The organism is Paenibacillus sp. JNUCC 34 (genome assembly GCF_058269055.1).
The window spans coordinates 3,447,847-3,466,721 of record NZ_CM177770.1; the positions used below are offsets into that span (position 1 = coordinate 3,447,847).

The 18,875-nt window shown below is 37.4% G+C and carries 16 protein-coding genes and 1 pseudogene; 2 read left to right on the forward strand and 15 right to left on the reverse strand.

Annotation, left to right across the window (positions count from 1 at the left end; translation table 11 throughout):
* Window positions 1–260 precede the first annotated feature (260 nt).
* The 6 genes and pseudogenes from AC2TF5_RS16165 to AC2TF5_RS16190 all read right to left on the reverse strand — a co-directional run bounded on the left by AC2TF5_RS16165 (window position 261) and on the right by AC2TF5_RS16190 (window position 8,093).
* Window positions 261–1,205, reverse strand: a complete 945-nt coding sequence (locus tag AC2TF5_RS16165) for a PfkB family carbohydrate kinase (protein ID WP_491298117.1) — start codon at window positions 1,203–1,205, stop codon at window positions 261–263.
* Window positions 1,168–2,550, reverse strand: a complete 1,383-nt coding sequence (locus AC2TF5_RS16170; protein WP_491298119.1) for a purine-cytosine permease family protein — start codon at window positions 2,548–2,550, stop codon at window positions 1,168–1,170. Before AC2TF5_RS16170 ends, AC2TF5_RS16165 begins: the two co-directional genes overlap by 38 nt.
* Window positions 2,551–2,584: 34 nt before the next feature.
* Entirely contained in the window at window positions 2,585–3,577 is a 993-nt protein-coding gene (locus tag AC2TF5_RS16175; protein ID WP_491298120.1) for an ADP-ribosylglycohydrolase family protein, read from the reverse strand.
* A 164-nt stretch (window positions 3,578–3,741) separates the two neighbouring features.
* On the reverse strand, window positions 3,742–4,443 hold the full coding sequence (locus AC2TF5_RS16180; protein ID WP_491298121.1) for a GntR family transcriptional regulator: 702 nt from the start codon (window positions 4,441–4,443) through the stop codon (window positions 3,742–3,744).
* A gap of 403 nt (window positions 4,444–4,846) precedes the next feature.
* Window positions 4,847–4,993, reverse strand: a pseudogene (locus AC2TF5_RS16185) (DUF255 domain-containing protein); the annotation flags it as partial.
* A 661-nt stretch (window positions 4,994–5,654) separates the two neighbouring features.
* Window positions 5,655–8,093: a hypothetical protein gene (locus AC2TF5_RS16190; RefSeq protein ID WP_491298122.1), complete on the reverse strand. Its 2,439-nt coding sequence runs from the start codon at window positions 8,091–8,093 to the stop codon at window positions 5,655–5,657.
* Window positions 8,094–8,853: 760 nt separating this feature from the next.
* Between AC2TF5_RS16190 and AC2TF5_RS16195 the strand changes: the two genes are divergently transcribed.
* Complete coding sequence (locus tag AC2TF5_RS16195) at window positions 8,854–9,048, forward strand: hypothetical protein (RefSeq protein WP_491298123.1); 195 nt, start codon at window positions 8,854–8,856, stop codon at window positions 9,046–9,048.
* Between the two features lie 243 nt (window positions 9,049–9,291).
* Here AC2TF5_RS16195 and AC2TF5_RS16200 read toward each other — a convergent pair whose 3' ends face one another.
* The 6 genes from AC2TF5_RS16200 to AC2TF5_RS16225 all read right to left on the reverse strand — a co-directional run bounded on the left by AC2TF5_RS16200 (window position 9,292) and on the right by AC2TF5_RS16225 (window position 14,602).
* Complete coding sequence (locus AC2TF5_RS16200) at window positions 9,292–9,771, reverse strand: Pycsar system effector family protein (protein ID WP_491298124.1); 480 nt, start codon at window positions 9,769–9,771, stop codon at window positions 9,292–9,294.
* A 53-nt stretch (window positions 9,772–9,824) separates the two neighbouring features.
* On the reverse strand, window positions 9,825–11,093 hold the full coding sequence (locus tag AC2TF5_RS16205) for a nucleotide-binding domain-containing protein (RefSeq protein WP_491298125.1): 1,269 nt from the start codon (window positions 11,091–11,093) through the stop codon (window positions 9,825–9,827).
* A 612-nt stretch (window positions 11,094–11,705) separates the two neighbouring features.
* Complete coding sequence (locus AC2TF5_RS16210; protein ID WP_491298126.1) at window positions 11,706–12,323, reverse strand: recombinase zinc ribbon domain-containing protein; 618 nt, start codon at window positions 12,321–12,323, stop codon at window positions 11,706–11,708.
* 51 nt (window positions 12,324–12,374) lie between these two features.
* On the reverse strand, window positions 12,375–12,971 hold the full coding sequence (locus AC2TF5_RS16215; RefSeq protein WP_491302912.1) for a recombinase family protein: 597 nt from the start codon (window positions 12,969–12,971) through the stop codon (window positions 12,375–12,377).
* 748 nt (window positions 12,972–13,719) lie between these two features.
* Window positions 13,720–14,328, reverse strand: a complete 609-nt coding sequence (locus tag AC2TF5_RS16220; RefSeq protein ID WP_491298127.1) for a CPBP family intramembrane glutamic endopeptidase — start codon at window positions 14,326–14,328, stop codon at window positions 13,720–13,722.
* Window positions 14,329–14,380: 52 nt separating this feature from the next.
* Window positions 14,381–14,602 (reverse strand): helix-turn-helix domain-containing protein, encoded by a 222-nt coding sequence (locus AC2TF5_RS16225; protein ID WP_491302913.1) that lies wholly within the window; start codon window positions 14,600–14,602, stop codon window positions 14,381–14,383.
* A 201-nt stretch (window positions 14,603–14,803) separates the two neighbouring features.
* Here AC2TF5_RS16225 and AC2TF5_RS16230 point away from each other — a divergent pair, with 201 nt between their 5' ends.
* Window positions 14,804–15,067: a hypothetical protein gene (locus AC2TF5_RS16230; protein WP_491298128.1), complete on the forward strand. Its 264-nt coding sequence runs from the start codon at window positions 14,804–14,806 to the stop codon at window positions 15,065–15,067.
* A 158-nt stretch (window positions 15,068–15,225) separates the two neighbouring features.
* On the opposite strand, the gene AC2TF5_RS16235 is transcribed toward AC2TF5_RS16230, so the two are convergent.
* The 3 genes from AC2TF5_RS16235 to AC2TF5_RS16245 form a co-directional block, all read right to left on the reverse strand.
* Window positions 15,226–16,971 carry a hypothetical protein gene (locus tag AC2TF5_RS16235; protein ID WP_491298129.1) on the reverse strand — a complete coding sequence of 582 codons (1,746 nt, stop codon included), beginning with the start codon at window positions 16,969–16,971 and terminating at the stop codon, window positions 15,226–15,228.
* Window positions 16,972–16,984: 13 nt separating this feature from the next.
* Entirely contained in the window at window positions 16,985–17,278 is a 294-nt protein-coding gene (locus AC2TF5_RS16240; protein WP_491298130.1) for a hypothetical protein, read from the reverse strand.
* 182 nt (window positions 17,279–17,460) lie between these two features.
* Complete coding sequence (locus AC2TF5_RS16245; protein WP_491298132.1) at window positions 17,461–18,759, reverse strand: ATP-binding protein; 1,299 nt, start codon at window positions 18,757–18,759, stop codon at window positions 17,461–17,463.
* Window positions 18,760–18,875 lie beyond the last annotated feature (116 nt).

Sequence of the window (18,875 nt, forward strand, 5' to 3'; positions counted from 1 at the left end):
CAGGTTTGTTTTCCTGTATCCAATTCGATAGTTCAATAACTAATTTATTTACAACTGAACTGTAACCCCGTTTGTAGACACATAATAAAAGATCCACCCGAAAAAAGATTTTTCGAACTCATAAGTTTCATATAGAGGTTCCGATTAACGGAAAGATGCACATATAATAGAACAAAGGGAACCCCGGCGCCCATTAGTGCCTCGAGATTCCCTTCTAAATTACCGCCCTCTATCTCAGCAGTTGAACACCGCAATCTATTTTATAATTGCAGCTTTCCGCCCTGTTGCTGCACCACTATGCCGGCAATGACATTCCCCAGCTCACAGGCCTGTTGCAGAGAATACCCTCTGGATAGTCCCGCGATAAAAGCGCCCGTGTGCGCATCACCTGCACCAATCGTGTCGACGACCTTCACCGGCTCCGTCTCTGCGATACCCTCTTCATCCGGTGAGCAGTATAGGGTGCCTTCGCCGCCCAAGGTGACAATAACAGCCTCGCCCGTCCGCCGAACCAGCTTGGCGGCGGCTTCCTTTGCATCATTTTCCCTCATTATCCCCTTGATCTCGGACTTGTTGGCATGTACGATCGTACCCATGCTGAAGATTCTCTCCAAGATCGACGTCTCCAGAAATTCTCCACGCGGACCCGGATCAAAAACAATCTTCCCAGCCGATTTCCGGCGGCTTAGTGCGTCCAGGATGACGGGACCCGACGTTCCTTCCAGTTCGTAACCGCTGACGTAGAAATAGTCATAGCTGTCGAGATCCAATGTTTCGAACCAGCTGGCATCCCATCGTATTTCAATCCCGGGAATGGTAATGAAAGTCCGCTCTCCGTCACGCTCCACGATCGACAGATTCCAGCCATTGTCGCCGGAAGCGTCCTCCAGCAGCACGGGCACGCCGTCTTTTTGCAGCTGGGCTTTGACGATATCGCCATAGCTTCCTTTTCCCACCGGGGCAAACAGGTTGTAGTTGACATGCAACTGGTTCAGAATGTTAGATACGTTGTAGGCGCAGCCGCCCACAACGGTTTCTTTGTGCTCTGCCATAACATCCTCGGCCGTTTTCGGCAGCTTGTCAAGCTGGATGATGACATCGACCACAGCCGCGCCTATAACGAGAATTTTACGGCTTTTGTCTGATTTTGCACGCTCAAGTAAATATTCATTCATGTGATACCCCTCCTTGCTTGGACTTGCCATTCAACTGACTCAATATAATCGTTGCAACCGCACTCGCCGCGAAAGCGAGCAGCACACCGAGACTGTTATCCTTAAAGATTCCTGTCGCGAACGGGCCGCTGAAGAACGAAGAGTTGGTGAACAGGAAGCCCACAATTACACCGATAATCCAGCTAGTCACACCATTGTAATTAAAAGCTTTGCCCGTAGCATTCTCCAGCAATCCTGCGTCATAGCCCGTCTTGCTGCGCAGCAGCACATAGTCGAACATAAAGGTCGCCGCCCAGGCCGCCAGGCCGATGCCGAGGATACCGAGGAACAACTGGAAATTCATGAGGAAATCCTCCGAAATAAACAGTACATAGACCGGAATCAGAATCATGATCAGAGCGTGAATAGAGATCGCCACTTTATCGCTGACCTTGATATTCAAGGTCTCCATGTTTACACGAGCCGATTTCAGACTGATGATGCACTGCGGAATCAGGCCGCCGAGCGCTGTAATGAAGTACACCACCGTCATCCATTTGGGCAGCGCATTTCCAATGGCCTGAATCGGGTTGGAAGCGGAGACGAGATCCGGCACCGAAGTGCTGAGGAGAATCCCCACGCCCATAATGAAGAACAGCGGAATGAAGGCACCAATCGTCACACTGGAGAGTACCTTTTTGCCGGAATTGGTCGGATTCTGGTAAGCGCTGTAGTCAGCGGCGGCAATGGACCAGCTGATGCCCGTTCCCGCAATGATGATGGAGAGCGCCGGCAAAAATCCATTCAGCCAGTCGCCGTTGCTCATACGAAACAATGCCGTCCAATCCGTTTGGGGAATGAGAATCACCAGGATCAGGAAGGTCAATGCCCCAAACACATAGGTGAAGAAAGTTTGTACCTTGACAAGAACATTTTGCCCAAACAGATTCGAAGTCAGAATCAACAGTACAAACAACGCCAGGCTAATAACCGTAAGTACCGCCGATTGCCCCATACCAAACAGTCCAAACAGAGACATTAGGGTCAGTGTTCCTGTAATAACGTTCACTGCTAGCCAGCCTATTAGACTGAGCCAGCCGAGCAGGTTGGGAATATAGTTACCCTTGACACCAAAGACGGCTCTGGACAACACAAAGGTTGTCCCCCCTGACTTGAGGCCTGACAAACTTAGATAACCCACAAGCGCAAAAGACAATGCGCCTGCTGCAGCCACCAGCACCGACTGAATAAAGCTTAGATGATAGCTGACAATAAGTGCTCCGTATACGACACCCAGAATGCCGATATTACCGGCAAACCAGATAAAAAACAGTTCCTTGGGACTTCCGGTTCTTTCTGCACGCGAGATAAACAGTTCAGAATTCGAATTGGACATTTTCATACTCCCCCTAAAATTAAGCTTCAGTGAGTTAATGCTGTGCTCTGAACGCAAGAATGTGATTGGCATAGTGGGACAGATCCACACCGTTGGCTTCGTCAATCAATGCTCTCCATGCAGGATCAATGGCCTCCGCTCCCGTTTTGGCGCCGCAGATAGCGGCCGCCATCGCTCCGATGGTATCTGTGTCACCGCCCAGATTCGCACACAACAGGCTACACCGCTGCGGTTCCTTGGCATAATAAGCAATGGCGAGCGCCGCCGGGACGGATTCACTGGTGATGACACCGCTACCGATGACATCGTAGATGACCTGCAAAAATTTCTCGTCTTGACCTTCATATTGATCAGCGTATTCCAAGGCGAGCTTCAGCCGGGCCGGAAGAGAGGCACTGTAAGTCTCCGCGCCGTATTTCTTCGCTTCCTGATAAGCCGAGACGGCATCCGCCATAATATCCTCCCAGGACTTGTCGGCAATGGCAGCTCCGACTGCTGCGGCAACCATTGAAGCTCCCCCCACAGCCACGTCCGTGGAATGCGTCACTTTACTGATGTCGAACACAAATTTGGACAGCTTCTGATGCTCTTCGGGGAGGAATAATCCGCCAACAGGAGCGATACGCATCGCGGCACCGTTCGTTTCCGCCTTGGAAGTGAATTCGGCAGCATCCTTGCCTTCCTTCAGCGCCAGCAGAGCGGCTTTGGAGCTTGGCCCAAGAATGTTGTTGTCAAAAGCATTCAGTCTTTCGGCCCATTCCAGCAGGTGCCGTCCAATCACAATCGTATCCGGGACGAAATCGCTTTCAATCAGTGCATCAAGGATCAGAAGCGCCTGCGAGGTGTCATCCGTAAATTGGCCGCGGGTAAAGTTGCACGCCACATCATTTTCCTTCGGACCGTCAAGAAAATCCGTAATTGTTCCAAAGTACGCCTTCACCTTGTTTCTGCCCCACAGCTCCGAAGGCATCCCCATGGCATCGCCAATGGCCATTCCGTATAATGCGCCAAGAATTTTATTTTTCATGATTATCTCTCTCCTATCTATTTAAATGCGGCAGTTCTACGATTCCAAACTTTCCCTTTGTTACTCTTTTTCCTTATGTTGTCTTTCAATTCAATCCAAATGATAATTACACATACGGTTGTACGTATGAGTTGTCTTTTAAATGAAGCCGAGATCACTCGGCGTTAGATTTGCGTCACAACTTTAAACTCCACGTTCGGGCCATAAATGACTTCTACCTTTTCCACCTCGGTTCCCTTCTCATCCAGCACACTGCCTTTGGCCATGATCAGCGGGAAATCCCCCTCATATTCGAACAGTTGTCTGGTCCGCTTACTGCTGTTAATGGGATGAATACCGAGCGAGGCGTTCTGCGGATAAATACTGTAACGTTGATTCATGATCTGATACAGGGAATGCTCGGAGAAGTCATATTGTTCAATGCCCGGAAAAAGGTTCAAGGGAACATAGGATGTGTCCAGGGTCAACCACTTGATGGTCGTCTCCCTGCGGGTTCCGCGAAGCCGCACCAGATTCATAAAAGATACCCCGTCCAGGTTAACGATCTCCTTCTTCAGGACACGCGAAACGGGAATCTCATTCTTCTTCCGCGCATATTCCGTAAAGCCGCTAAAGTTCCAGATGTTATGCTTCATTTCCCGCAGGCACACCATCGTGCCCTTACCGTGCCTCTTTACCAGAAGCGCTTCGTCCACAAGGCCGTCAATCGCTTTGCGGATCGTGGTCCGCGTGACCTCATACAGCTTCATCATTTCCGTCTCGGAAGGAATCGTCTCTCCTTCCTTGTACTTCCTGCTGATGATATCATTTCGGATCAGGTTCTGCAGTTGAACATACAGCGGAACACTGTCGTGTTTGTTAAGCATATTGCCTCCTTAAACGCAACCACGGAAAAGAAATCAGGTCACAGAACACATCTGCAAACGCCTGCTGCTTACGTGATTTAACGCTTTCATATCATGATGGATGAGCTCATCCACAACTCATACGTATGAGTTAATTTCAATATATCAGGTTCTTTATCTTTTGGCAATAGCCTGATTACAGCACCACATCTATGCCGTCGAGCCTTTTACCGCCTCGGTTATAAAGCACACCACATGATTTAGCAACCTAAATAAGACAAGAAATGTGTTAAAAAGGAAATGTTAATTCCAAACTTTAAAATTAACAATAATGTCTGCTATCTATCGTAGACGCCCAATAATTAATTGATTGATTTTCTCGAACATCTCATCAATGACAGGTACGTGTGGATTACCAACGTCAACTATACCCAATAGATAAGAAAATGGGCTTATTTTCTCTTCTCGCTGTTTCAAATTCTTCATCACTCCAAGGGGACCATTTCACGGGATTGTAGGCATGTTGGAGCAAATATGGGGATTTCTCAGCGATTAATCTATTAGTTCTCATAGGGCAACACCTCCTTGGGTTTTGGGTTTATTAGGGATATATTGAGCTCAGCATAACTAAAAAAAGAAAAACATACTATTCAAAGCTTCTTTCACCCCTATACGAGTGAATGTTTTTCGATGCCAACAAAAATAGGCTGTCCTAAGTTGTTTAGGGACAGCCTATTTTTCGAATAAATGTTGTTTATTAATCAATGTACTAATCATTTAACATATTTTATTTTCCCTTTAATAAAGTGGATTGATCTATTTTCAATTTATCGATCCGTCCAATTTTCAGATTAACTCTTCCGCTATATTCTAAAATGAAATTATTTTTGAAATAAGACAACAACTTAAAAACAACGAATAAGAATTAATACTTCACTCGTGCTAGCTGCTCCTCCATCGAGAAATTGCCCACCTAGCCTTGAGTAGAATAACAATTTTTAATAAAAAAATCAATACATAGAAATAATTCGCCTTCCTCGCTACTCGATATGGGTAAAGTAGACTGCGATTTTAGCGAATACCGTAAATTTTCCACGGAGTATAGCGAAGAGCCTTATTATCAATGCAGACATGTGTGACTCCTCAATTTAACTCATCTTTTGCCCTCAAAATAAACAATATTTAACCTTAACACGGCAATTACTTTTTCATCAATCTAAAACCTAATCAGTTTAAGATAGAGTATTTTCAATAAATTTTTCTAAAATACTTAGCATATTATTTTTTCTGTTTGTTTGTATTTTATACCCCAAGTAATCAATTCTTACACATAAATCGTCAATATACCCATCCGTCGATTTATTAGAATAATATAGTCTACTATTGTATCCTTCAGAAATATATTTTAATAACTCATTATCAAAAACATCCCAAAAATTTTTAGATAAGTATTCAGTTAATTTAAATAATAAAAAGTCATATATTTCTTTATTATGTACGAATTTATTTTCTTCAATATAGTAGAACACACTCTCAATTTTAATAAAATCTGACAAAATTATCAATGTTTCAAAATTTAAATTATTTATTAAATCATAGTGTAGCTTGTTTAATTCAATTTTTTTATGGGGGTAGGAAAAAAGATAATCTAATATATTTTTAAAATAATATTCATCAATGATATTTCTTATATTTGACAACTGGAAAATTAGTTGAATTTTAAATTTTTCCTGTAACTGAATAGAAGATTGAAATACACTATTAGGATCATATTTCCCAAATATATATTTAAATGAAATAAGTGTCCCATAATTTAAATAGTCTGTTTTATCACATTTCTTAATTATGGATTCATTTATTGGCACATCTATATTAGTAAAAATCAGTTCAATCAGAGAATGAGTTATTCTATGTCCAATATTAGTTTCCTTAATTATTTTCGAAATCATATTAATATTATCTTGAGAAAAGGCTTTTTTTCTATCAAAACAGTTAGATGAGATGAATTTTCTGAAAAATAATATTTCTTTCTTCCATTCACAAAAACTTTCACCATAACCAGTATATAAAATACAATAGGATACATAAGCCATAATATAACTAATTCCCAAAAATTTAAAATACTCTTTTATATTTTTTTTATTGATTTCATTATTTTCTAAAGAACAAATATAGGTAAACAAATTGTGCCTTATACATTCTTCTATATCATCTTTGTTACTATATATTTTTATATTTTCATATAGTCCAAAATTATTCAATATATTGGTAAGTGTGGTATTGTCTTGTGGCGATAACTTACTCAACTTTTTTATAATTTTTATTATAAGTTTGCAATATTTATAGATCATCTTATCTTTTAAATGTTGTGGGATTTTTTCATTATCATGTCTTGATGAATTATATAATCTATTTATAGCGTGAAGATTTCTCAACATTTTGCTAAATTTAACCATGTCTTCTTCAGAATTAATATTATTCAAAATAGCTTTTGGTATATCAAGAGGTGTTATTAAATTAGCATAATATTTTGACATAAATGAAAATTTCATTTTATCATCTATTTGTTCACATTTACTATAAATAAAATTTTGTTGTAACTCAAATACTTGTAACATATTATCAAAAGTTAATTCAATTTCATTTTTTCCGTATATGTCCCAAAAGTTCAAGTTTATTCTACTTAAATTAATCAAATTTGAATATAATTTCGCCTCTTCTTTTTTTTTCAAATTTTCTTGTAACTCAGCTGGTATATTTAATTCATATGAACTACTATAAGCAGTTTCAGAGATATTAATCTTTGTTAAAAATTTGAGTTTAATCATAATTCCCAATATTTTTTCAGCTATAACAAAAAAGATAGATCTTTTTTCCAATGCAAAATAAGGCGAGTAATATATTTTTTTTATTATTGAGTTAAGCATAACTTCTTGTTGGTTATTTTCAACATTTGACAAATTCGAAAATAATATCTCAAAAAAATATCTATCATTTGATTTAAGATCTTCATGAAACATATATTCGTATTCATTTAAAATATTTTTCTTAATTTTATAATATCTACTTTCTTGAGAAAATAGCAAGTTACTAATTGATATGCTTTTTACAAAAAAGAATATGAATTCAACCATTATAATTAAAATTGTCGCATTAAAAAATTGATCGCATATATTTTTGCCCTGAGTACTTAAAAATGATGATTCCTTGAAATTAAAAACTGAATATAAACACATATATACTAAAAGCAACTTAAACACAATTGAATTAAATATTCTATACTCAATGCTACCTGTTAATGTTGATTTAATTATACTTGTTCCCCAATATGTATCTTTTAGATTTGTTTTTGAATAATTTATCATAAATTGTATTGATGAAATAAAAATACCATACATTGTGAAAATTGCTATTGACAAAATAAGAGTATCAGAACTCGAAAAATCTTTAACTAAATTGCATTTTATTCCCAAAAACATTACAAAATAAATAAAAAATATAACAATTAGTGGTATACCCAGTTTGAATAGAATTTTTATTTTAGAATATTTAAGTGAGAGCATAAATTTCTCGAATTTTCGACTTATACCAATAAACTTCCGATAAAAAATACGTTTACTAATAAATACAATAACTATCATTGTTAATACTAATACAGCAACAAATTTCAAATACAAACTATCCTCTCCATTATGTCTATTTATATTTTGGATTAATCCTCCAAACGAAATTTTTCGTATATATCTCATGAAATCTGTTTTAGTTGGTTATATTTCCAACAACTCTCAGACAAGATTATAGCTTCTTTGCTAAATCATTAAAAGATATCCATAGTTATTGATATAATATCGGATGATTTAGGGTACCATATTATTACGCAAAATAACACATTTTTTGTTAATTTTTACACTAAACTTTTGAACAGTTGAGTAATTAAATTTAATAGAACCTATGGAAATAATTCCACAGACTCAGCTCATCTTACTGATATTCCTTTACTACATTAATTCCATGTATGTCATCTATAAGCCACCGTCTATTTAATCCGGCTGTCATCTCGATTATACACAATCCGCTCCTCCAGCTTTTTCAATGGCTTATTCTTTGCTCGCTCGTTGTCACGGCGCTCTACAACTACCTAAATTACCCAATCGAATGATATACCTACTAAGGCTTAATCAGAAAAAATAATATGCCAGCTACTGCTGGCATTGTCTGAACGGTCAATATATAAATTTGTTATTTTTCCTTCAATACAACATCTAAAATATCGTTAAACCTCAACAAATGCGATCTTTCTTCATGGATTATTTTGACCAATTTTCTGAGATATCAATGTTATCAACAAATCCGTAATAGTGATTATTCCTCTATCTTCCTCGTAATAGTGAATTATTTGAAAGAATGGATGAAAGGAACCAAGCTTCATCCGTGAATACATTAAGGGTAGATTTAATAAATCAGTTTCAGGTTTTTGTTAATGATGAGCAACTTATTGAAGGCTGGAATCAGCGCTACGCCAAGCAAATTCTTATTTATCTGGCATTAACCCCCTCCGTAACAAGAGAACAACTATGTGATGATCTATGGGGGAATGTCCCGACCGAAAAGCTCGGCACAATTTAAGGATATGCTTAACGCATCTACGAAAGCTTATTAAGAACGATGAATACCATTTTCTTATTTTAGACAAAGAACACATCTACTTATGCGAGAATATTGAATGTGACTTAACCGCATTTATTAAAATACTTAGCTTTTTCAATAGCTAGTTTTAGTCCATCCATATACTCTTGAAACAGGCTCCATAATTTTATAATGGTTTTAATTGCTTGATTAAAGCATGCTTGCAAAGCGCAGACTCTTAATTTATTGAATATATCCTAAAACATATCTTGTTATTACGAAAAATGCGCCAATAACACTTATCCAAAATCCAAAGACTAGCAAGCGATATTTCTTAGCTGCTGTTTTTGCCAAGAAATAATTTTGTTCAGCCATTTTTTCATTTATTTTTATTATATCTAAAGACATAACATCATTGACATAGTCAATCGATTTATCATATTGAACAATATTATCCCAAAAGATAATACCTCTACTAGCCCTGAATTTTGTTCTAGGTAACACTACACTTACTAAAAAACCTATGCCTACTAACAAGATTAATATCCCCAAAAATCCTATGAAGTCTGAGATAGGATATAATTTACTCGGTGAAATTAGATCAATTGTACTCTTTATCAATAAACCATTTATGCCTATTATTACTCCTGCTTTTGCGTCTGCAAACTTAATATAGTCACTGAGATATACCATTTCATGTTTATTAAATTCTAATTTGAACATTATCTCCACCCTATCTGGATGAATTTCAAAATTTCCCTAAATATGTTTTATGTTTATTTTGTTAGTGTATGAGTAACAGATAGCCTTTTAAGACCACGCATGTTGTCATTTATAAAGATTCCAAACTTATTCACAATTGATTTATCGTCGCTTGTTACAAACGAACATATCATATGATGGTAACCATTGTATGCGGTTGATTGTAAACATTCATATTGCCCATCATAATTAGTCATAGGGAATTTCAATGTCCCTTCACCATTGTTACTTGCTTCTTCACCTGTATTTTCCACAGACCATTTAATATTTCTTGGATTTATGAGCTTCGTTATCAACTGGAATTTCAATTCAAGTCCTTTTTCTAGAGCCTCACTGTTACTGTGATATTCAAATTCCTGTCCATCCTTCACAACATAGCATTTAACTTCAAAGTATTCTGGAGAAGATATATTATTAGAATCATCATTCACTTGGTAGGGAAAATCCTTCAAATAATTATTCCAGTGAAATAATCTCATTGAGTATGCTGGATTTTGAAGAATATATTTATCTTCAACTTGATTATAATTTTCTTGATATATTTTCACATTTAAATATTTTTCGGGCAAATCTAAATAATTGTAAATATTTTCACCAATCATTATACCATTACCATTAGCTTTCGACTGCAATTTTGCGGCTAGATCAGTGTGGATACTTGTTGTAGTTATTTCAGTAACGTTCGCTATTCCATATCTTGACCACAGTACATCACCATCGTCTCCTACATCAATTCCTATTCGAATTTTTAATGGATCAAGTCCATTTGCTTCAAAAAATTCTGTTAACGTTGATCTATTGAAAGATTGCATTAGAGATGCAGCGTTAATAGCATTGATTATAGCATCTGCTTTTTTCATTTGCTTATGCCCAAAAAATGCAAAGACTGCATCGCCTTGTAGTCTATGAATATGCCCATCAAAAGCTTGAAATATTTCTATAGCCGACCTCAAAATAGCATTTTTATAAAGTCTCACTTCTGGCAAATCGAATTTCAATCCCAGTCGAGTGGAACCGGAAATATCCATAAATACCGAAACTATATAATGGTACTCACTATCTTCACCTTCTAAATTCAAAAAATCAGGGTGAGGACCTATTGAGTCAGAATAACAACTATCTGGTTTCCCAAATAGTCTTCTTAATTCAATTAATGAAGGTCTAGCATAATCTATTTGTTGATTCGCCGATTCGAAATATGCTGATTTGTTTAGTGATTTGTATAGAACATCTTGTTTATTTGACTCAAACAGTTTATCGAATATTGAATCTATCTTAGCCAAAGAAATCCCCCCCTTAATTCTTACCTACCCCGTTCCGGGGTTTAAAACTCAGTATTTCTAAAACCTACCAAGTTAGTCCTAATAATTTAATTCGACAGACCTATACAAATCCCTTCTATAATCTACAATATTTGCCTTAACAACAATAAGAGCTCAAGCATAATATCACTTGAACTCCAAAAGTTATAATATTTTGTCTAGAGGTTAATGTAACCCCAAACCACTACTGACACACAGCACTCCAAATGTTATGAATGCAAAAAAAACTAAGCCTACCAGCATATTTAAAATTGCTACTTCTATACTTAACATCATTTTCTGCTTTACCACTATTTGTGATACGGTTCCCCGCGATCGATCTTAACTGCCCGTAGTTTAATAACAGAGCCTAAGTGTACATAATTATTAAAATCAATACATTTGAGCAATACTGTCACATCTCATTTATAGATTACAAACCATCAATATTAAGCACTCCACATATGTAGAGACGGTGGAAAGGACTTCCAAAACTACTCACTCTCACCTATAACAAACCGTCAGCTCCACACAATTCCCTTCCCGATTGTACACAATCCGCTCCACCAGCTTCTTCAACGCCCGATTCTTCTCTTAACTCGTCATCGCAGCGCTCCACAACTCCCTAAACTCACCCACCCGCTCATATAACTGCTCCACGGTCGGATAATTCCCTTCATCTACTACTACCTTCCGTAAATCCTTCAACTCTTCATCCAGCTTCTGTATCTGTCTAGACTGGATAGCTTTACGCTCCAAAAATACTTGCTTCGTTATCATGTCCTCTTCATACGATTCATGCAGCTTGTCAAATACCCGCTTCTGCTTTTTCGATTCCTCTTCCTTCACTTCAATTATCGTCTTTTTGTAACGGCTCCCATGAAGTTCAATTTCCCGCAAAATATTTGGATCTACATGAATAATTCGGTCATATAGAGCATTAAAAAAGTCAGCATCCATTACCTTGCCTCGTTGCTCACATTTGCTTCCATCTTTGTACTGGTGATAGCATAGGGCACTCCAAAACTGCCCTTGCTTTTTGTTCTCACCTACTCGGAATCTCATCCGTGAACCGCACTTTTCACAATACAACAAGCCTGATAACGGAAAAATGCTCCTTCTGGAATTCGGGTTCAACATTCTGTTCTTTAGCAACCGCTCCATAGTCGCTTCATGTTCTTCCCGCGTTTTCAGCTTTTCATGTGTTCCCATGACTTTAATCCGCTCTTCTTAGGGTACAAGCTCCACCTGACCACGCTTTTGCTATAAGTGATATAACCATGCCAGCAACCGTTGAACCGTAATGTTTAACCAGCCCTTGTTCTTTCCATCCGGCTTAATGTTGTATGGCGTGGGTATCTTGTTATCCGTCAACCAAATGGCAATATGACCAAGGTTTGTTCCATTCAAATACTTTTCAACAATCGCTCGATAAATTGGACGCTTTGTTTCATCCACCAATACCGACCAGTAGTAAGGAAACGGTGGCTTTCCGTTTGTCCACATGCCTTTCTTGGCTCCTGCCTCTTTCCCCTGCTTCATTCTTCGCTTAATCGTTTTGTACTCTATTCGGGCAAAAATAGACATGAAATCAAATGATACATCGTCATTATCTATTTCCAGATCGTATATCTTGTTCGGTGTAATGATTACCGTCTCTGAGTTAAGGAACGTATCTTTAATCAGTGCCCAATCCTTGTTTTCTCCACGCCCTAAACGGTCAATATCCATGACCACTACGCCATCATAAAGCTGATCTTCAACATGCCGAAGTAACTTCTGCATTTCCTTTCGGGCCTCGATCTTTTCCCCAGAGGCCACTTCTTCATATAGCCTATAGGTCCAATTTCGATTCTCCACCAAGGCCAGAAGGGTATCCCTATGCTTCGAGAGAACATCTTCAAATTCACCATCGTCCCGTGATTTTTTAAATAAACGGCTACGCGTTTAATTGTTTTGCTTTCCATAATAGCTTCTACTCCAAACCTGTTAAATTTTTGCCGCCTTCCAAGTAGAATGTTGAGCATTTTTGATGACACATCATCGAATATGACAACTGTGAAATTTTGGAGACGTATACCAATGAAAAAATGTGAATATGTAATCAAGGAAAGTAATCAGCCATCTGACAAAGCGTTGCGGCAATTTCATGAGCATGTGGTCGAGATATTGAGCCAAACTGTCCAAGCGGAGGCCGAGATAGACATACCTCTCCCCAAAGTGCATCATTCTACGCAAGACAGTCAGAAAACTTAACAAAATAAAAACAAGCCGGAGCGCATGACTCATTCACACTCCGGCTTGTTCTATTTCAGGTTATTTTGAATGAATTCCCGTTCGGACTTCTTCAATACCTTAGTGAATTCTCGAAGGAATACAGGTACATGGAGCGAAGCTTTCTCAATTTTTCTATTGAGCCATCTGCAATCACTTACTTAATAGCTGGGATCATTTGGCTGTTGGTTAATCCGAATTTATTATCGCTACCAGCTGTGCCACAACTTCTTGCTGCTGTTCGCTATCCCCTTATCCAGACACGATCTCTTGTTCTTCTTGAATAATCATGATTATAATGACCTAAACTCTCATCTTTAACGATTTCTGGTACTCACAAGATATTAAACATCATAATGAACGCTGAAAATAAATTTGCACATCCGTGCAATATCCAGCTTGGGATTATCGATCCATCTGAGAACTTTTCGTTAATGTAACCCATCACCCAGCCGATTGTAGCTGTAAATATGGTTATTATCGTTGCATTTAAGATTCCAGTATTAAAATAGAACATTACCCCGTGCAAGCAACCAAACAACAATGCTTGAATTGTGTTTCCAACAAAAAATCCAAATGCAGAAATAGCTCTTTTCCCAATAAAGCCTCTAAATAACATTTCTTCAGATAATCCTGTTTGTACAAAAGCATATAACAAAGCTGCTATTATTCCTGAAATACCAACTCCATAAAATTGGGATGCTGCAATGTCTGACTTATTGGTAAAGAATAATAAAATCACAACTCCAAGTGCCGAAAACAAACTGAATCCCAAAATTAAAAAGGTGAAAAAGCACATTCTATTGTTTATTTTAGGGATTTTTAACCCCATCCACTTCAAAAACGACTGCTTTTTTCTCCCAAATTTAAACCAACATAGGAGAGTGATTACGCTAACAAGAACTACTTGCATGATCGAAGAAACTAAAATAGAAACAGTCATCAGTCATCTGCCCCTCCAAAAACTTGATTTTTCAAAGTCATAATTGCGGATTTTATTCGTTTACATCTTCTTCCCTTTTATATTCTAAAATATCACCGGGCTGACAATCCAGCACATCGCAAATCGCATCAAGTGTGGAAAAGCGGATGGCACTTATTTTTCCCGTTTTTATGTTGGAGAGATTAACATTAGAAATCCCTACTTTTTCTGCAAGTTCATTTAGAGATATTTTTCGATCTGCCATCATGCGATCTAATCTTAAAATAATAGCCATCATACACCATCCTTAAAGAGTTTCATCAGATTGCTGTTGTAACACTCCACCGTAATCAAAAATTTGAGCTAGGCAAAAGAAAACAACTGCAAGCAAAATGAAAGACAGTTCAAATGATACATAGACCTTAACAGTTGGTGCTAATATCTGCATCATTAGTATCTCGACAGATGCGGGAATTATAGCTAGTAGCACCAAGGTATGGGCTTTGAAGATGGTGTCCGTCAGTCAACTAAAACGGTATGGGAACATAGAAATGGAAAAAGCTACTACTCTTTGGATGAAAAGATAACTTCAATCATATATCTGACCAAAGCGCTTTTGGCCAAAAATATATCCGTTGATATCAACCATAGATGCGCATCCGGCACTAAAATTGTCGATAAGAATAAAGCAGTAAATGTAATTGATATTCCTATTTTATTCTTGAAACTACTTGATGAAGAAGTACAATATTGGCAATAAGGCCTCTCACAACGATGTGAAGAAGGGATAAGACTCTTATCGAGTTTACACTGGTATAGTCACAGTCTGGTTGCAAAATCAGAACAGCCCGGTCACTAAATGACCGGGCTGTTCTGATAAGATAGATATAAAATTACAGTATCTAGTTTTCGTTCCCTCTAAGGCCCTCTAGGATCCATAAGCTGCACTCTGAAGCTTACTGGACTTGACATGGCATGAAATCTAAGTTGCTGGCTGGGAGTAATGTAATCATATTCATCTTGGTATTTCTTCGTTGGCTCCCCCAAGGTATTCATGCTTTGCTCCATGGCCAACTGATCAAATTCGCCTAGAGCGATATAATGTATGGTATCTATTCCGTATTCTGCAACTAGTTCTAAATTGTGTTCGAAATACCAAACTGCGACTTTCGAGTCAACCTCAAAAGATTCATCAGGATTACCCAGCATCTTAATGACCTGATTTATATTCATGCCAAGTGTAATACCGTGAATATAAAAAATATCATCTTCCCTGGTAATATTCAGTTTAACTGCCGATGCATTATATTCCAGTAGTTTGGTGATTTTCTCTTGATTAACATCAGGATTGAAATTCCCATCAATCAAATCATTCGCTGCCTGTATAAGCACTGCTTGTGTATGTTTTTCAGCAGCATTAGTGCTTTCAGCTTCTCGTTTCTTAATGGACGGTATGAAATAACTTCGATAATATTCTGGATACTTTATGCTAGCTAAAACCAACTCTTCCTTGGCAATATCAAAATCATATACATCATCCCAATACGGCATTTGGGCATTACCAAATTCCGGTAAATATATTCTGTAGCTAATCACAATCTCTTTCACGCCATTGTTATCAATATCCACAATGAGGGGCTCAATAATATCATCGATCTGTATATTTTTGACGCTACCGTTTTTACGATATTTAATTGTGAAATCACCACGCCCATTGCTCCCTCCACCCGATACAAATGAAGTGTCGATAATGCCGTTCACAGCTATAGACTTTTCTTCACCGCTATTTTGAAGATCTTCTCCAGCCCCATTCTCTAATAAAAAATCATCTTTCACTAAACTCTCATCTTTTATTGTTTCGCCCACTGGATTATCCTTATCATTTAACAACTGATGATTTGCCATAGAAAACGTAAACTTCGTTATAAATCCAAATACAGTTACTCCAACGATTAGTATTATAGCAGCAACAATAGAACTATATTTAGTCACTTTCTTTGCCTTTTGTTTGCTGATTTCTAATTGCCTTTCTCTTTCTTCCTCTGCCTTTCTTTGTCTTTCAGCCTTCCTTTCTTCATTAGCTTTCACATCGTTCCTAATCTTTTCCTCATCGCTATACTCAGTTAAAACATCATCTCTACCTCTTTTACACCTTTTACAAGTGGATTGATCGTCATAATTTAGTCTTCCGGAAACACATACCCATTTATCATCATACTTTTTGGCAAAGTACTTGGCATCCGTTCCTGCACGACCCTTAACAAATTCTAAAAGCATTTTATTCTCTATCTTGGTTAATTCGACTTTTTCTAATTCTGATGAACCCTTATTCCATATCGATTTATCATTAAATAAAACTTTTATTACATCAATTTCTATTTTTCTAATATTTTGAAAATCGGACAGTGGTATCTTGTTGTCAGTTTTTCGTTTTCGATTCTGTACTAAACCCTCTTTAAATTCAATTTCACATTCTAAGCTATTATTTCCTTCCCCAATGGAATCGCCAAATTGGTCATAACAATAGATCGTAGCCTTAAGTCCTTTAACAATTTTGTCTGACACGTTATTAAACGTTAATGAACAGTAAACCATACCAGTGCTTTTGCTTTTATATAATTCATATTCAAGTAATTCTACAGGACATTCTAAATTCACCAACATTTCAACCCCCGAATTAACCATTTAATAATTCCAAATCATCATCATCCTCTGGTTCTGGTTTTTTTCCAATCTTCAAATTTATTCTATGTAATTGTTCTATAATTTCTGATAATCCGATAATACACATTCCTGATATAAATCCTGTAACCCAATAAATGATTGTTAATAACCACACTCGTTCATATGTCTCACTATAGATACCGATATTCACTTTCCCTAATACCACACCTAAAATGATACCCGCTACAATAATAGCAACCCCGATCCATGTAAGTACACTGGCAATCTTATTTCGCCTATCTAACAAGTAAAGCACCACCCATATTAATAGTTATATATTGATAGCTCTAAAAAAGGTCTATATCACAAATGATATGACCTTTTTTAGGACTCAATCATATATTAGCATGAAAAAAAATGTTTACATCTGATCTTTATGAAACATATCAAACTAATATTTGCATTCAAACTGAGTTTGGATTTTGGATCTCATCTATTGGATTTGGTCTCATGCATTTCATTGCTGGCATAAGTATGGTCATCAACTGCAGGAAGAATTACAAGTGCAGTAGTGCCCTCACCCTTGACGCTCAGAAACTCCAATTGCCCATTGATAGCTTGGATAATCCTAAACGTCACCATAAGACCGAGTCCAGTGCCATTCGTTTTTGTAGAGTAAAAAGGGGTTCCCAATATCGCGAGTTCTTCAGATGTCATTCCAACCCCGTTATCACGAATTTTTATACAAACTTTATTCAATTGACGATATGCTTTGATAGAAACTTGCCCTTTAGATCCTGTTGAAGCATCTATTGAGTTTTTAATGATATTCATAACTGCTTGTTTTATTTTAAACTGTTCTGCCTGAATCCATAGGTTATCTTCTGAATCCACATTCAAGTCCACATTCTTCGAATGTGCAAAGGGATCTACAGATTCTTTGATCTGATTTAATATTTCGCATATTGAGACTACTTCAATCGTTTCGATTTGGGGTTTTGAATAATTGAGGAAATCATTAATGATATATTCCATCCGGTTTAGTTCAACCATAGATATTTCCAGATACTGCTTGACCTTCCCTTCCGCATTACGTAACGACAGCTGTAAAAAACCTTTAATAGAAGTTAGTGGAGAACGAATTTCATGCGCCACAGAAGCAGCTAATTGACTGGTTACATTTAATTTTTCAGTACGAATGATTTGTTCTTGCATCGAAATTGCTTTAATGGTTACTTCCATCAAAAAAACAGACATACACATGGAGATCAATTGTATTAGGCAAATCTGAAATGCATTAGATATGGAATAAAACTCGTCCTTCTGATACGTAAAGACGGATGCATACCATGAAATGGTCATTGCAACCAACGTTAAAAATATACAAATGATAAATCGAGTTTTCGGCGGTCTATTATTAAAACGAGAAGCAAAAAGAGAAGCAGCAGCGCAGATAATAAATGAAGCGATGAAACTTATAAAAAAACCATCCGTACCAATAAAAAAACGGCATACTATTAAAAATGCAAAAGAAATCAATCCCCCCATATAGCCGCCATATAAAACAGAGATGATTAATGGAATGCTTCTTAGATCACCGTCAAAGTCATTGGTAATAGTAGTCGGAAAAAGCATGGATAAAACAATTGCCGCCCCGCACATTAATCCCAGAAACATCTTTCGACGTTGGCCCTCATTGTAGAAATTTTTGTTAGTAATACAAACAAATTGGTATATCAATAACGGAAACAAAATACCAATAATATCCAGTAATAGATCTTTTAACATAAAACACCCCCAAGAACTAAATTCGACTTAGGATTGTTTTTTCCTTTTTCTGTAACAGATGGTCGCGCATGAACAGCAGATAGGATATTTTGTGCTGGCGACAAACGTGGCGGGTC

What these genes read in the sequence shown, in the direction of transcription:
- AC2TF5_RS16165 (WP_491298117.1), bottom strand. Translation starts at nt 1,205, where the DNA reads ATGGCAAGTCCAAGCAAGGAGGGGTATCACATGAATGAATATTTACTT.
- AC2TF5_RS16235 (WP_491298129.1), bottom strand. Translation starts at nt 16,971, where the DNA reads ATGTTGGTGAATTTAGAATGTCCTGTAGAATTACTTGAATATGAATTA.
- AC2TF5_RS16210 (WP_491298126.1), bottom strand. Translation starts at nt 12,323, where the DNA reads ATGGGAACACATGAAAAGCTGAAAACGCGGGAAGAACATGAAGCGACT.
- AC2TF5_RS16225 (WP_491302913.1), bottom strand. Translation starts at nt 14,602, where the DNA reads ATGGCTATTATTTTAAGATTAGATCGCATGATGGCAGATCGAAAAATA.
- AC2TF5_RS16180 (WP_491298121.1), bottom strand. Translation starts at nt 4,443, where the DNA reads ATGCTTAACAAACACGACAGTGTTCCGCTGTATGTTCAACTGCAGAAC.
- AC2TF5_RS16170 (WP_491298119.1), bottom strand. Translation starts at nt 2,550, where the DNA reads ATGTCCAATTCGAATTCTGAACTGTTTATCTCGCGTGCAGAAAGAACC.
- AC2TF5_RS16220 (WP_491298127.1), bottom strand. Translation starts at nt 14,328, where the DNA reads ATGACTGTTTCTATTTTAGTTTCTTCGATCATGCAAGTAGTTCTTGTT.
- AC2TF5_RS16175 (WP_491298120.1), bottom strand. Translation starts at nt 3,577, where the DNA reads ATGAAAAATAAAATTCTTGGCGCATTATACGGAATGGCCATTGGCGAT.
- AC2TF5_RS16200 (WP_491298124.1), bottom strand. Translation starts at nt 9,771, where the DNA reads ATGTTCAAATTAGAATTTAATAAACATGAAATGGTATATCTCAGTGAC.
- AC2TF5_RS16230 (WP_491298128.1), top strand. Translation starts at nt 14,804, where the DNA reads ATGGGCTTTGAAGATGGTGTCCGTCAGTCAACTAAAACGGTATGGGAA.
- AC2TF5_RS16245 (WP_491298132.1), bottom strand. Translation starts at nt 18,759, where the DNA reads ATGTTAAAAGATCTATTACTGGATATTATTGGTATTTTGTTTCCGTTA.